General features: G+C 59.4%; 9 protein-coding genes. 5 read left to right on the top strand and 4 right to left on the bottom strand.

Annotated elements, in window-relative coordinates; translation table 11 throughout:
- The first annotated feature begins 145 nt into the window (after positions 1 to 145).
- The gene (gene uvrA, locus ED655_RS13900; protein WP_122050681.1) at positions 146 to 3,079 is read left to right on the top strand and encodes an excinuclease ABC subunit UvrA; all 2,934 of its coding nucleotides are present in this window, start codon (positions 146 to 148) and stop codon (positions 3,077 to 3,079) included.
- Complete coding sequence (locus tag ED655_RS13905; RefSeq protein WP_122050682.1) at positions 3,076 to 4,020, top strand: 2-hydroxyacid dehydrogenase; 945 nt, start codon at positions 3,076 to 3,078, stop codon at positions 4,018 to 4,020. Before uvrA ends, ED655_RS13905 begins: the two co-directional genes overlap by 4 nt.
- 358 nt (positions 4,021 to 4,378) lie before the next feature.
- Here ED655_RS13905 and ED655_RS13910 read toward each other — a convergent pair whose 3' ends face one another.
- From ED655_RS13910 to ED655_RS13930, 4 genes are all read right to left on the bottom strand, one after another.
- Positions 4,379 to 5,989 carry an efflux transporter outer membrane subunit gene (locus ED655_RS13910; RefSeq protein ID WP_122050683.1) on the bottom strand — a complete coding sequence of 537 codons (1,611 nt, stop codon included), beginning with the start codon at positions 5,987 to 5,989 and terminating at the stop codon, positions 4,379 to 4,381.
- Positions 5,986 to 7,167, bottom strand: a complete 1,182-nt coding sequence (locus tag ED655_RS13915) for an efflux RND transporter periplasmic adaptor subunit (protein WP_122050684.1) — start codon at positions 7,165 to 7,167, stop codon at positions 5,986 to 5,988. Before ED655_RS13915 ends, ED655_RS13910 begins: the two co-directional genes overlap by 4 nt.
- Entirely contained in the window at positions 7,167 to 10,331 is a 3,165-nt protein-coding gene (locus ED655_RS13920; protein ID WP_122050685.1) for an efflux RND transporter permease subunit, read from the bottom strand. The genes ED655_RS13915 and ED655_RS13920 overlap by 1 nt, the downstream gene beginning before the upstream one ends.
- Before the next feature lie 469 nt (positions 10,332 to 10,800).
- Positions 10,801 to 11,193, bottom strand: a complete 393-nt coding sequence (locus ED655_RS13930) for a helix-turn-helix domain-containing protein (protein ID WP_122050740.1) — start codon at positions 11,191 to 11,193, stop codon at positions 10,801 to 10,803.
- Positions 11,194 to 11,714: 521 nt separating this feature from the next.
- Here ED655_RS13930 and ED655_RS13935 point away from each other — a divergent pair.
- The 3 genes from ED655_RS13935 to ED655_RS13950 all read left to right on the top strand — a co-directional run bounded on the left by ED655_RS13935 (position 11,715) and on the right by ED655_RS13950 (position 14,548).
- A complete protein-coding gene (locus ED655_RS13935) occupies positions 11,715 to 12,224 on the top strand; it encodes a hypothetical protein (RefSeq protein ID WP_122050687.1) in 510 nt (169 codons plus the stop codon).
- Between the two features lie 574 nt (positions 12,225 to 12,798).
- Complete coding sequence (locus ED655_RS13945) at positions 12,799 to 13,236, top strand: hypothetical protein (RefSeq protein WP_162993539.1); 438 nt, start codon at positions 12,799 to 12,801, stop codon at positions 13,234 to 13,236.
- Positions 13,223 to 14,548 (top strand): phage terminase large subunit, encoded by a 1,326-nt coding sequence (locus ED655_RS13950; RefSeq protein ID WP_205836052.1) that lies wholly within the window; start codon positions 13,223 to 13,225, stop codon positions 14,546 to 14,548. The genes ED655_RS13945 and ED655_RS13950 overlap by 14 nt, the downstream gene beginning before the upstream one ends.

Raw genomic sequence — 14,548 nt, forward strand, 5'->3', positions numbered from 1 at the left:
AAATCGAGCCATCTTAGCCCAGCCCGACGCTGGCGTCACGCCTCGGGCGGCATTGCTGCCGACTTTAATCCTGTGGGGGGCAATCCTACATAGGTCTCGAAACGTTCTCGTCTTTCCGTCCCCCAATCTGCCTTGCGTGGTGCTGATGTCTGATCTGCCGTACAACCAGTCCATTCGTGTGCGCGGTGCCCGCGTGCATAATCTGAAGAATATCGACGCCGATATTCCCAGGGACCAGCTGACGGTGATCACGGGACTGTCAGGTTCCGGCAAGTCGTCGCTCGCTTTCGATACGATCTATGCCGAGGGGCAGCGGCGTTATGTCGAAAGCCTGTCGGCCTATGCGCGCCAGTTTCTGGAACTGATGGGCAAACCGGATGTGGATTCGATCGAAGGGCTGTCGCCTGCCATCTCAATCGAGCAGAAGACCACATCGAAAAACCCGCGTTCGACGGTCGGGACGATTACCGAGATCCATGACTACATGCGCCTGTTGTGGGCGCGAGCCGGTGTACCCTATTCGCCAGCTACAGGGCTGCCTATCGAGGCACAGACGGTCAGCCAGATGGTCGATCGTGTGATGGCGATGGAGGAGGGTACACGGCTGATGCTGCTGGCCCCTGTAATTCGCGATCGCAAGGGCGAGTATCGCAAGGAGCTGGCCGAGCTTCAGCGCAAGGGCTTTACGCGTGTGAAGGTCGATGGCGAGACCTATGAGATTGCAGAAGCCCCTCATCTGAACCGCAAGCTGCGTCATACGGTTGAGGTTGTGGTCGACCGCGTGGTTGTGAAGCCGGGTATCGAGACGCGTCTGGCTGACAGTTTCGAAACAGCGCTGAGCCTTGCCGATGGTGTTGCCTATGCCGAGCAGGTGCGTCGCGCCGGAGAGGAAGGCGCGAGCGAGCATATCGTGTTTTCAGCCAAGTTTGCCTGCCCGGTGAGTGGCTTTACGCTTGAGGAGATCGAGCCGCGTCTGTTCTCGTTCAATGCGCCGATGGGTGCCTGTCCGGTATGCGACGGGATAGGTACAGAGACGCATTTCGATGCGCGGCTGATCGTACCTGACGAGAATCTGTCTCTTGCCGAGGGGGCGATTGCCCCCTGGCGCGATGCCAAGACGCCCTGGTACGACCAGACGCTGGAAGCGATGGCGCGTCATTTCAGGGAGAGGATGACAACGCCCTGGAAAAAGCTCGGTGAGGATTTCCGCCAGGCATTGCTTGAGGGAAGCGAAGACTCGGTTGTTTTCACCTACAAGGATGGCAAGCGGGCTTACGAACTCACCAAGCCTTTCGAGGGGGTAATGCGTAACCTGCAGCGTCGTCTGGCCGAGACAGACAGCATGTGGGTGCGTGAAGAAATGTCACGCTATCAGTCCGATGTTCCCTGTCATGCCTGCCATGGTGCGCGTCTGAAGCCTGAGGCGCTTTGCGTGCGTGTGAACCACCTGAATATCGCGCAGGCCTCCGATCTGACCATCCGGCGGGCGCTTGACTGGTTTGGGGGCGTCGAGGCGTCCCTGACGCCGCAGCGTGCCGAAATTGCGCGGCGTATCCTGCGTGAGATCCTCGACCGGTTGCGGTTTCTGGATGATGTGGGGCTCGATTATCTGACTCTTTCACGCGGTTCGGCCACGCTTTCGGGTGGAGAGAGCCAGCGTATCCGGCTAGCGAGCCAGATTGGATCGGGGCTGACCGGTGTGCTGTATGTGCTCGACGAACCCTCTATCGGATTGCATCAGCGAGACAATGAGCGCCTGCTCGGGACGCTCGACCGGCTGAAGAAGCTCGGTAATACGGTCATCGTGGTCGAGCATGACGAGGATGCGATCCGGGCTGCCGACTGGCTGATCGATATGGGGCCGGGGGCGGGTGCGCTGGGTGGCACGGTCGTGGCCTGTGGTCGCCCCGAGGAAGTGGCGAAGAACGAGAACAGCATCACAGGAGATTACCTATCTGGCCGACGCGTGATCCCGGTACCGGAAAAGCGTCGTGTCTGCGACGGGGACCGCATGCTGACCCTTGTGGGGGCGTCCGGCAACAACCTGCATGACGTGACAGCGCGTTTCCCGCTGGGTTGCTTTGTAGCCGTTACCGGGGTGTCGGGTGGTGGTAAATCGACCCTTGTGGTCGACACACTTTACAAGGCGCTATCGCGTGAGCTGATGGGGGCCAACCAGTCGCCGTTGCCGTACAGGGCGCTTGAGGGGCTGGAGCATCTCGACAAGATCATCGACATCGATCAGTCCCCGATCGGACGGACGCCGCGCTCCAACCCGGCAACCTATACGGATCTGTTTACGCCGATACGCGACTGGTTTGCCGAACTGCCGGAGGCTAAGGCGCGCGGGTACAAGCCGGGGCGCTTTTCGTTCAACGTCAAGGGTGGGCGTTGCGAGGCATGCCAGGGTGATGGTGTGCTCAAGATCGAGATGCATTTTCTGCCCGACGTGTTCGTGACCTGCGATACCTGCAAGGGGCAGCGCTATAATCGTGAGACGCTGGATGTGAAGTTCCGCGGTAAATCGATTGCCGATGTGCTGGCCATGACGGTGGATGAGGCTCTGCCCTTCTTCCATGCTGTGCCGCGTATTCGTGACAGGCTGGCGATCCTTCAGCAGGTGGGGCTTGGCTATGTCACGCTGGGCCAGCAGGCGACGACGCTCTCGGGTGGCGAGGCCCAGCGCGTCAAGCTGTCGAAGGAACTGGCGCGACGGGCGACGGGACGGACACTTTATATTCTGGATGAGCCCACGACAGGTTTGCACACCGAAGACGTGCGCAAATTGCTGGATGTGCTTCATGCGCTGGTGGATCAGGGGAATACCGTTCTCGTGATCGAACATAATCTGGACGTGATCAAAACAGCGGACTGGCTGATTGATATTGGCCCGGAAGGCGGTGATGGTGGTGGACGGATCGTTGCCGAGGGGCCACCAGAGGTCATTGCAGCGACCGAAGGGAGCCACACCGGGCGTTTCCTCGGGCCGCTCCTGCCGCCTCGGGCCGTCGAGGTGCAAGCACCCGTCAAGAAGAAGAAAGCTGTGCCAGCGGCTCGGAGAAAGGTGCGTGCGTCATGACCATTATAGTGTCCTTTTGCGGGCGGATCACGCCGCGCGAGAGGCAGGAGAGCCTTGAGTCGATCAATGCCTGCCTGAACAATATAAGGGTTATGCCATTTGAGGACCTGACTGACGGAGAGCGACGTACGGCGCGTATGGCTGTCGTGGCCAACCCGGATCCGGCTGATCTGTCCGACCTACCTATGCTCGAATGGGTGCAAAGCCTGTGGGCAGGGGTCGAGCGGCTGGTCGAGGAAATGCCGAACCCGGCGATACGCATTGTCAGGATGACTGATCCGCAGCTGGCGCTCACGATGTCAGAGGCGGTGCTGGCCTGGACGCTTTATCTGCATCGCGACATGCCGCTTTATCGCGAGCAGCAGACAAAGGCGCGCTGGTGCCAGCATCCGCTCGTTTTGCCGCAGGACCGCCCTGTCGGTATTATGGGCATGGGGAATCTGGGGCGGGCGGCCGCGCATAAATTGAGGGAAAACGGCTTTCCCGTGACGGGCTGGAGCCGCACGCCGTGGGCGACGGCCGATATTCCCATGACATATGGTCCATCCGGGCTTGAAGCCCTGTTGAGGCAAAGTGCGATTGTTGTGGTCCTTCTGCCCCTGACGCCGCAAACCCGTGGGCTGCTTGACGACTGGCGTTTCGGGCAGATGCGCGAGGGGGCGTCACTCATCAATTTTGCACGGGGGCCGATTATCGATCAGGCGGCGCTGGGTAGGGCGCTTGACCGTGGGCATCTGTCGCATGCTGTGCTGGATGTTTTCGAGCGTGAGCCTCTGCCGGAGGACGACTGGTTGTGGAGTCATCCTAAGGTGACGGTACTGCCTCATATTTCTGCCCCGACCCAGACGGGCACGGCATCGCAGCTTGTGGCGCGTAACCTGCAGGCGTTTTATGATCAGGGTGTTATTCCTGCCTGTGTCCAGCGCGATATCGGGTACTGACAGGCGGGCCTGATTATCAGGAAAATTTCATGGCGCCGTCGCTGCTGGTCGGCTCGCTGGCCGATGCCGGGGGGCCGAGGGTCATTTGATCCTTGTGGATCAGACGGGTGGCACTATCCACGCATATCCGGGACTTTCCCATCCGGGCAGCATGATGTCCGTCTCTCTAACCAAGACCGGACGGATATAGAGGCGGATTGAACGGCTCGGCGAGACATGGGCCGTGGCTGGTCCGGTGGGTCTTGCGTCTGATTTTGTGAATTGCGCTGGTCGGGCAAGTCGTCAGAGTGAACTTGCCATTCCAGACGAGGTGCCCCGGCGTTGTCGTGAGGCGGACAACGCCGAAGGTGGTCGGGGGTTACTGGTCGTACATCGGGCGGAGGGTTTTGCCCGTTGCAGCGGCAGGCGCCTGAGGGGCGGCGCTGCTGAGATTTTCGAACTGCTCGGGGTGCTGCGAGATATTGACGCCGCCAACGGGCTGCGGATGGTGCAGATCGTCATATTGCAGCGGTGTGATGGAGAGCGTCTGATCCATCGTGGGCAGGAGCTTGACGTTCCAGCCGCCGCCAAGGGCGCGGACCAGTCCGATATCAGCCTGGTAGAGACGCGTGGCCACCTCGATCTGATGGATGCGGGTCTCCAGCGTCTGGACCTGGGCGAAAATGGCTTCGAGATATGTGCCCACGCCACCCTGATAGAGCGTCATGGTCATGTTCTGGGTCGCCAGGGTCGCATCGACGGCTTTTTCGAGCGTACGATTTTCCTGATCGAGGCGGCTGGTGCGTGACAGGCCGTCTTCCACTTCACGGAAGGAGTCCAGCACCTTGCTGCGGTAGTTGTCGCGTGTCTCGCGATAGGCCGACCAGGCATGCTGGAGTTCGGCGCGTCTCAAGCCGCCCTCAAAAATGGGAAGCTCGAACGAGGCGCCGTAGGACCAGAGCGAATTGGCCAGATTGGCGAGATCAAAGCCGTTCTGGGCAAAGCCGCCACCTGCCTGGAGCGAGATGTGCGGGTAGAACGCGGCACGGGCAATGCCGATCTCGCGATTGGCCTGAGCCATCTCGCGTTCGGCGCTCGCGATATCCGGGCGGCGCTGAAGCAGCTCGGACGGGACGCCGGCGGGAAGGCTGGGTTGATGGAAGCCCATGACCTGCGTCGGCGCGATATGAAACGACGAGGGTGAGGCATTGGTCAGGATGGCGATGGCGTGCTCGGTGACTTCACGGGCAGCCTGCACATCAAGCTCGGCGGCCTGTGTCGAGTAGAGCTGCGCCTGGGCACGGGCCACGTCGAGGCGTGGGGCAGCCTGGTTCAGCAACTGGTTCTGCGTGATCTGCAGAGCCTTCTGATAATAGCCGATCGACTGGTTGTAGATGGCGATCTGCGCATCATAGCCGCGTAACTGCACGTAGTCGGAAGCAAGCTCAGCCTGAAGGCTCAGCCGTGACATGGCGAAGTCGGCGGCTTTTTCCTGCGCGTACTGCTTCTGGGCGCGCACATGGTTGCGGATGGACGACCAGAAATCGGGCTCCCAGGAGGCCAGGCCGTGATATTCCTCATCCGTCTCGGTGATGTTGCCCTTGTAGCGGAACAGGCGGTCTTCTGACTGTTTGTTGTCAAAGGCACCGGCACCGAGTGCAAGATGGGGTAACAGCTCAGAACGGGCCTGAACGACGAGGGCGCGTGCCTGAATGAAGCGTTCGGCTGCGGCCTGGAGGTCGGCATTGGAGGTTGTGAGCGTCGCTTCCATCTGGTTGAGAAGCGGGTCGTTCAGCAATGTCCACCAATTGGTGGGCAGTGTGGCATCGGCCGGGGTGGCTGTGGCGAAGGGACCCTGGCCGTGCCAGCTGGCTGGCACGACGAAGGTGGGCGGCTTGTAGGTTGGCGCGAGGTCACAGGCTGACAGACCGAAGGCTGTCAGAACCGTGCCGCAGGCCAGAGCCAGCTTCTTGATCTTTCTTGTGGTCATTCCGAGGCCCCGAATCCGGACTGGTTGTAGCCGCGCTGGGGTGTGGTGACGTTGACCTTGTCACCTTCCAGCAGGTCGGCTGGCGGGTTGGCGATAATACGATCCTTGGGCGAGATGCCTGCCTGGATTTCGGTTGAGGTATCCGCCATGCGGCCTACGACGACGTTCTTGTAGTGAACCGTGTTGTCATCATTCACGACGACGACCTGCATGCCCTTTTCCTCGAAGACGAGGGCGGAGGTCGGGACCTCGAAAAGGTGGGCCGTTTCGTTATGGGCCTTGAGCTGGACCGAGGCGAAGGTGCCGGGCCAGAGAACCTCACCGGGGTTTTCCATGGTGAATTCCGAGGTCACGGTGCGGGTGTTCGGGTCATAGCCGCGTGCTGTGGTCAGGAAGCTCGCGTGGAACTTCTTGTCCTTGAACTGGGGCACGCTGACATCGGCGGTGATGTCGGGCTGGAGGATATAGGAGAACACTTCCGGCACGGACACGAAGAGGCGCAGCTTGTGCACGTCGGCCACGGTAAACAGTTCGGACGCTGCACCCGTGCTGTTGAGATTGCCGCCACCATCATGGACGTAATCGCCCACATTGATGCTGCGCGATGTCACGATGCCATCGAAGGGGGCCACGATGGTCTTGAACTTCTCAAGGGCCGCAAAGTGATCGACATTGCGCTGGGCGGCGTCGACCTCGGCCTTGGCCGACTGCTCGTTCGCGTTCGATACAGAGACCGACTGGCCTGAAACCGATTGCGACTTGCCCATCGCGCGCCAGCGTTCGGCTGTGACGGCGGCAAGGTGGTACTTGGCGAGTACCGCATTCAGGTCCGCCTGAGCCTGGGCGTACTGCGCATCCAGCGCGGGTGCGTTGATTTCGGCCAGCGCATCGCCGGCCTTCACATGGGCGCCGTAATCCTTGAACCACATTTTCACATAGCCCGAGACCTGCGGGTAAATCGGGGCCTGATACCAGGCATCGATATTGCCGGGGAGGGTGAGGGCCACCTTGTCAGGCGACTGGATGGGGTTCAGCACCGCGACATTCGGGATGGCGTTCTGCGCCGTTTCGGTGGCGAGAGCGTGATTGTGGTGGACGCGACCGACAACGAGGGCGCCGACCCAGAGCGCGAGGACGCATCCTCCCGCAACAGCGATGATCTTGGGGGAGGTGGCCATTAGACGGTTTCCTTCTGGCGGGCAGAGCGGTTGTGCAGGATCGCGTAGACGCAGGGCACGAAGAGCAGGGTGGAGATGGTAGCCACGATCAGCCCGCCGATAACGGCGCGACCGAGCGGCGCGTTGGTGGAGTTCGATGTCGCCATCGGGATCATACCGACGATCATCGCGAGCGCGGTCATGAGAACCGGACGGATACGACCGTATCCGGCCTCGATGGCGGCGCGCAGCGCATCGCCATGAACCTCGAGGCGCTCACGGGCAAAGGACACGACGAGGATCGAGTTGGCGGTGGCCGTACCCATGCACATGATGGCGCCGGTGAGGGCCGGAACCGACAGGCGGGTGCCGGTCAGGAACAGGGCCCAGGCAATACCACCCAATGCGCCGGGAAGAGCCGTGATGATGATGAACGGGTCGAGCCAGGACTGGAAGTTTACGACGATCAGGAGATAGATCAGCACGACGGAGACGCAGAGGCCGAAGACGAGCTGGACATAGGCACCATGCATGGTGGTGGCCTGACCGTGGACATCGACCGCTGTGGTGCGCGGCAGATTGGGCGCATCCTTGGCGATGGTGTCGTTCACGGCGTCGAGCACATTGCCCAGATCGGTGCCTTCGACGTTCACGTAGATGTCGATTTCTGACATCGAGTTGTAGTGCGAGACCTCGCCCGGTGTGCCGGTGGGTACGACGTCGGCAATGGCGCCCAGAAGCTGCGTCTGGTCGTTGGGGTTGCCGTCACCCTTGTCGATGGGGACCGTGAGCAGGTCGTTCAGATGGGTGAGCTGGTCCTGCGACGTGTAGACGTTGAGCGGGAAGGTCACGTTATCGACCGGATCGAGCCAGAACTGGGGATCGACCACGCCGGAACCCGCGAGGGTGAGCAGTTCGTTTGTGGCGAGATCGTTCTCGCTCAGACCGGTGGCCTGGCTGAAGGTACGGTTGCCATTCACCATGAGGGTGGGGGTGGACATCGTCTGCTGGATCACGACATCGGCCGTGCCCGGGATCTGGCGGATCTTGCCGATCAGGTGTTTGGCATAATTGTAGTTATCCGAGACGCTGGGGCCGGAGAGCTGGATGTCGATCGGTGCGGCCGAACCGAAATTCAGGATCTTGTCGGTCAGGTCGGCAGGCTGGAAGGTGAACACCGTGCCGGGGAAGCGTGCCGAGAGGTCCTTGCGGAGCAGGGCACGGTAGTCCCAGACGGGTGATTCCTCATCCTTAAGCGCAATGGTCAGATCGCAATCCTGCGTGCCGATGGTCGGCGTGGGGATGAAGGCCTGGTTGTGCGGACCTTCAGGCAGGCCGCAATTGGAGATGATATTCCCGACCTTGCCCGGCAGGAGCTGGTTGATGCGGTTATCGACCAGGGCAGCAATGCGGCCTGCAACTTCGATACGGGTGCCGAGCGGGGCACGCATATGCATCTGCAGCGAGCCCGATTTGACTTCGGGGAAGAAGTCGCGCCCCGCGACGCCATAGAGACCCAGCGAAGCGATGGAGATCAGCAGGAACACGCCGACAAACATGCCGCGACGGGCCACGCAGCGTGTCAGCAGCGTGTTGTAGCCTTCGCGGAAATTGTTGAAGCGGTGCTCGAAGCCACGCTGGAAGCGGCCGAAGAAGCCCTTGGGCGCCGGGGCGTGGTCGTCATGGCCGTGGGCATGGTGGACCTGACCGGCGAGGAGGAACTTCGCCATGGTGGGCACAAGGGTACGCGAGAGGATGAAGGACGCGATCATGGCGAACATGATGGCGAGCGCCATGGGCATGAAGAGATAGCCAGCGACCCCGGAAAGCTCAAAGAGCGGCAGCCACACGATACAGATGCAGGTGGTCGAAACGAAGGTGGGGATGACGATCTGGTTGGCGGCGTCGATGATGGCGAGTTCGAGATCCTTGCCCATTTCGAGATGGGTATCGATGTTCTCGATCATCACGGTGGCGTCGTCGACGAGGATACCGACGGCGAGGGCAAGACCGCCAAGGGTCATGATGTTGATGGACTGACCCGCCCAGCCGAGCCCGATGATCGAGCAGAGAATGGCAAGCGGGATGGAGGTGGCGATGATGACGGTGGAACGCCACGAACCGAGGAACAGCAGCACCACGATGCCGGTCAGGATGGAGGCCGTGATCATTTCACGCACCACGTCCTTGATCTGCTCCTTCACCATGACCGAGGCATCGGCCAAGATAGAGACCTGGACGTCCGGGGGCAGGATGGCGCGCAGGCGTGGCAGAAGGGCCTTGGTGGCGGAGACCACGTCGAGCGTCGAGGCCGTACCACCCTTCTGGGTGATCATCTCGACCGCCTGACGACCCTTGACGAGCACAAGGTTGGTCTGGGGATGACCGCCGCGATACACATCGGCCACGTCACGGATATAGATGACGGCGTTGCCAACGCGCTTGACCGGGATGGCTGCGATATCTTCCATCGATTCCGGTGCTGCGTTCGTCTGGACCATCCAGTCCGTGGCGTCGATCTTCTGGTCACCGGCGGGGAGAACGATGTTCTGTGCCGTAAGAGCCGCCTGTACATCGGCCGCTGACAGATGATGGGCGCGAAGCTGCTCCTGATTCAGGGACACCATCACGAAGCTGTCCATGCCGCCATAGGGATGGGCGACGACGGCACCGGGAACGGTCGCAAGGAGCGGACGCACGCGGATGACGCCGAGCTTGAACAGATCGGATGGCGTCTGCTTTTCGGAGGTGATCTGAAGCGCGATGACAGGAACCTGTGAGGGATCGAGCGCGACGATCATCGGGGCCGGTACCTTGGGCGGCAGGCCGAGGAGGATCGTTTGTGAAATGGCCGTCACTTCTGCTTCAGCTGTGCCGACAGGCGTGCCAGGCTGGAAGTAGATGTTGACGATCGAACGCCCGTAATAGGAGTTCGATTCCATATGCTCGATGTTCTGCACAGTCGTCGTGACTGCCAGCTCGAAATTATAGGTGATTCGTCCGGCGAATTCGTTCGGCAGCAGGCCGGGATAGGTCCAGATGACCGAAACGACAGGCACCTTGATCTCGGGGAACACGTCGGTTGGCGTCTTGAAGATCGACATGATTCCGAACATCAGAATCAGGATCGAGAAGACGACAAAGGTCAGGGGCCGCCTTAAGGCAGTTACGACGATGGCGTTCATGAATTCATGCGCTCTCTTCTCGTACGAAGGGAAGATGCCTTACGGCAGTTTATACTGTTTCATTAATCTGAATTAATATTAAGAAAATGATAGCATGGCGTTGATGCTGTTCATTACTTATCCAGACTACTCAAATTCGGATCGTATAGGCGCTGACATAAAATGTCGCATAAATGTTGTTTTAGAGAATGGCAACGCATCGCAACTGCACCAGCTCTGTGGCAGATGGCCATAATCTATTCTTGACTTTATGGCACAATGCCATTAATAAGACGTTAATCGTCCAGAAGTCAGTTCGGCTTCAAGGCGCAGCTGGTCGGTTGTTGCTGATCAAAACGCAAGGGCGCGAGGCGCAAGGAATGGTAGAGAATATGCTTGTTCTCGTTTTGTTCTTGCTGCGTCCCGCTTCAAGCGCTATGTCTGCGTACGAAGAAGGCTGTTTTCTGGATGTGCAATAAAAACAAGGACGCTACGAATGGTCCTGATCTTGTCTCCTGGGCGGCTCTTGCATGTCGCAAGGCATGCTTTTGTCCGTGTGATACGCCATGTCCTGCTGCTGGAGCACCAACTCTGGGTGCAGAGCCGCCAGACGAAGGGCCATCTCTTCATCGGTGCGACCGTTCAGAACCCCTTTCAGAAGAAAATCGGTCGAGACACGAAGGCGATTGGAGAGAGACATGATGAGGAACACGCTTGGTGCGCGATCGCCTTTCTCGATCTTGTTCAGGGTCGAGGCGTCCACGCCCAGTAGGCGCGCGCATTCGCTCTGATTGGGAAAGACGAGTTCTCTTGCCCAGGTGATACGACGCCCGATGGCGCGTTGAACGATCGCAAGCGAGTCAGGGCGTTTGTTTTTGGCCATGAGACATTCATAGCAATGGCTCATTGCCAAATCCAGAGGGGAATTGAGCGCCGTCTCTACGGCTATACCTATGGCATATTGCCATATATCGGGGTGAATCGAGTGGGTATCAGGAAAAATTCCATGGAGAGGCCCCGCCGGGCTGCAACAGGTGCCGAATTGGCCCGGATGCTATTGACCATGGACTGTGATGTGGAGGGGGGATGCAGGCCGACGCATAATCGGTACCACCCCGGGAACGGCAAGTCGTCAGATTGTTCTGCGGAAAAACAGAGCCTGAAACCGGTCAGGCATATGCCGGAGAAAACGCGGAGCAGAACATTGGCTCTGGAGTGCGAGCGCGATGAGTCGGGAGCTCTTCCCGCGGGTCACAGGGTGAGTTGGGGGGCTTTGTGGCCGGAAGATGAAACGCCGGCCTATCACGAGGTTTGCGGGTATCGGGTGGCGCATCCGGGCAGTTGAAGAAGGTGTGATTGAAGGTCGTTATTTTGGGGCGGCTGTGTGTGAGGGACGGGGGTGGAATGATGAGACGCGAGCCAGATCAGGTGCGAGATGAGAATGTGCCCACAGCCGAAAGGATGCGCCGTCATCAGTTCAGAAAAGAAGGTGATGCGCTGCGGCTGTGGTCGACAGTTGCCTGGTTGTACAAGGCCGGTGATATCGGGGACGACGAGGTGGCGGCGGCGCAACGCTGGCGCGCGGAATATGACTATGCCGAGAGGGGGGTGGTCGAATTGCAAGGGGCGCGAACAGTCGCGGAGAAAGGCGATATTCACACATGGATGCTCGGGCGTGGCAAATGTGCGGCGCGGATGAGGCAGATGCACACGCTCATGGGGGATGGTCTTCACAGCCGCATTGAGATGATGCTGGTCAGGGAGATGAGTTTTCCTGATATGGCCAGACTGATCTTCCCGGAAGGTACGCGCGCCCAGGCAAGAACCAAGACCGCAGCACAATGTGCCCTCGCATTGGAATGGCTGAGTGAGTTTTATAATAATAAAAATATTGCAAATATAAATAAATTATAGTATAGATAAAGAACACTGAAATAACTTTATATGAAAAATCCCGATATAAATGTCGGGGATGTGGTTGTGTGCAGAAATCTCCTGTTTGTCGTCGTGCATGTCGGTTTGAAGGATGCGGTTCTGAGTCCGCTGGTTGCAGCCTCGGAATTGCGTCATCGCGCGGATCTGGCCCTGGGGTGGGGTGATATTGCCGATGCGAACCTGCCCTCGGGTGATATGAGGGTCAGGGCAGTACCCTGCCTTCGCAGGAAGGCCAGTCTCGTCCGGCTGGGTTGTGTAGGTCCCGCCTGCGTTGCTCTGATCAGAGCACGCCTGAGGCTTGAAATGGCAGAAAAAGACCGTGGATGTGTCGCGTTTTGACGCCCGATCCATCGTCGTTATCTGCGGTCAAGTCACCAGAGATCCGGATGGCCTCACAGATGAAATGTCGGAGCGTGAGGCAGATCAGACGTCCGTAGATGGTTCATGGCAGGCCTGATCGTTTGATCCGGTATCGTCATGAGAAATGTTCGATCCTGGTACGGACAGGTTTTTTTCAATGCACCATTCCCCGAGTTCAGGCAACGGAGTTGAAATGGACAGCAGACGCGTCATCCGGGCGCGCCCCAGGGGCAAGGCCCTTCAGAGCGTCTTTCTCGATCACCTCAAGAAGAGCGCAAATGTTTCGGAGGCGGCACGCGCCGCAGGTATTGATCGCAAAACGGCTTATAACTGGCGTCGTGGCGATGGATTGTTTTGTGAGAAATGGAAGCAGGCGCTGGAAGAGGCAACAGATCTTCTGGAGGCCGAGGCGCGGCGGAGAGCCATACACGGATACGAGGAGCCGCTGCTTTATGGGGGGCGGCTTGTTTGTGATGCCGAGGGCAATCCGGTAACGCGGACACGTTACAGCGACGGGTTGTTGCGTATGTTGCTGCGTGCGCATCGCCCGGCGAGTTTCAGGGATACAGGTAAAAATGACGATGAACCTGAGCCGGCACTGACCCTGGGCGAGGGTGATGACACACTCTAAGCCGCGGTTTGCGCTGACACCTGTACAGGAGGAAGCCAATCGCCTGCTTGGAGGCAGGGCCCGCCATATATTTCTTCGTGGCGGATCGCGCTCGGGCAAGACATTTGTGTTGATCCGGGCGCTGGTTGTCAGGGCCTTGCGGGAGCCGCACTCGCGGCATGGCGTCTTCAGGCACCGCCAGAATGCACTGCGAGCCAGCATCATCCAGGATACGTTTCCGAAAGTGATGCAATGCTGCTTTCCGCGACATCGGTACAAATGGGACGGGCAGAGCAACAGGATCCTGTTTCCCAACGGATCGTCGATCCTCTTTGGGGGGCTGGATGATTCAGCGCGTACAGAAAAAATTCTCGGGCTGGAATTTGCGACGATCTATCTGAATGAAGCGAGCCAGATAAGCTATGGCGCGCGGAACATGTTGCTGACGCGTCTGGCACAGCGTTGTGGGTTGATGCCGCGGGAATATATCGACGCCAATCCGCCGGCGACCGATCACTGGTTATACGCCGTGTTTGAAAGTGGCATTGAGCCTCGGTCGGGAATACGTCATGCGGACCCCTCGCTCTATGCGTCGATGGTCATGAACCCTGAGCAGAACCGCGCCAATCTCAGCGAGGCCTATCTGGGCCAGCTGGATGCACTGCCCGAACGCGATCGGAGGCGTTTTCTGCTGGGAGAGTATCAGACCGTTATCGAGGGTGCGCTTTGGCGGGTCGATATGTTTCAGCGCGCTGAACCGGTTTCTGATCAGCATCGCGACATTCTGCTTGGGCAGATGAAGCGTGTCGTCGTGGCGATCGATCCCTCAGGGGCCTCCGGGCCTTCGGATCTGGGTGCAGACGAAATCGGGATTGTCGTGGCCGCCATCGACCACAATGGAATCGGGCATGTGCTGGAAGATTGCTCCACACGTGACACGCCAATGGGGTGGGCCCGTCGGGCCATACAGGCGGCAGCGCTTTGGCAGGCAGACAGGATTGTGGCGGAACGCAATTTTGGTGGAGCTCTGGTGGAAGCGACGCTCAGAAGCGTCGATCCCAGGGCTGCGCTCAGAATGGTGACGGCGTCGCGTGGCAAGGCGGCGCGCGCCGAGCCTGTTGCGGCGCTCTATGAGCAGGGACGTGTGATCCATCATGGGCGCTTTGCGGCCCTTGAATCGCAGCTTTGTCTCTTCTCGAACCGAGGTTTTGGCGGGGCAGCCTCGCCAGATCGCGCGGATGCGCTGATCTGGGCGCTGAGCGATCTGATGATCGAGCCTCAGGCAGTGCCGGGCCGTTGGCAGGACCGGGGGTGGTTCAGTCTTTCACGATAA

It is taken from the genome of Asaia bogorensis, assembly GCF_900465345.1.
Taxonomy (GTDB): domain Bacteria; phylum Pseudomonadota; class Alphaproteobacteria; order Acetobacterales; family Acetobacteraceae; genus Asaia; species Asaia bogorensis_A.

Coding starts and splice junctions, on each gene's coding strand:
- uvrA (WP_122050681.1), top strand. CDS start 146: ATGTCTGATCTGCCGTACAACCAGTCCATTCGTGTGCGCGGTGCCCGC.
- ED655_RS13905 (WP_122050682.1), top strand. CDS start 3,076: ATGACCATTATAGTGTCCTTTTGCGGGCGGATCACGCCGCGCGAGAGG.
- ED655_RS13910 (WP_122050683.1), bottom strand. CDS start 5,989: ATGACCACAAGAAAGATCAAGAAGCTGGCTCTGGCCTGCGGCACGGTT.
- ED655_RS13915 (WP_122050684.1), bottom strand. CDS start 7,167: ATGGCCACCTCCCCCAAGATCATCGCTGTTGCGGGAGGATGCGTCCTC.
- ED655_RS13920 (WP_122050685.1), bottom strand. CDS start 10,331: ATGAACGCCATCGTCGTAACTGCCTTAAGGCGGCCCCTGACCTTTGTC.
- ED655_RS13930 (WP_122050740.1), bottom strand. CDS start 11,193: ATGGCCAAAAACAAACGCCCTGACTCGCTTGCGATCGTTCAACGCGCC.
- ED655_RS13935 (WP_122050687.1), top strand. CDS start 11,715: ATGATGAGACGCGAGCCAGATCAGGTGCGAGATGAGAATGTGCCCACA.
- ED655_RS13945 (WP_162993539.1), top strand. CDS start 12,799: ATGGACAGCAGACGCGTCATCCGGGCGCGCCCCAGGGGCAAGGCCCTT.
- ED655_RS13950 (WP_205836052.1), top strand. CDS start 13,223: ATGACACACTCTAAGCCGCGGTTTGCGCTGACACCTGTACAGGAGGAA.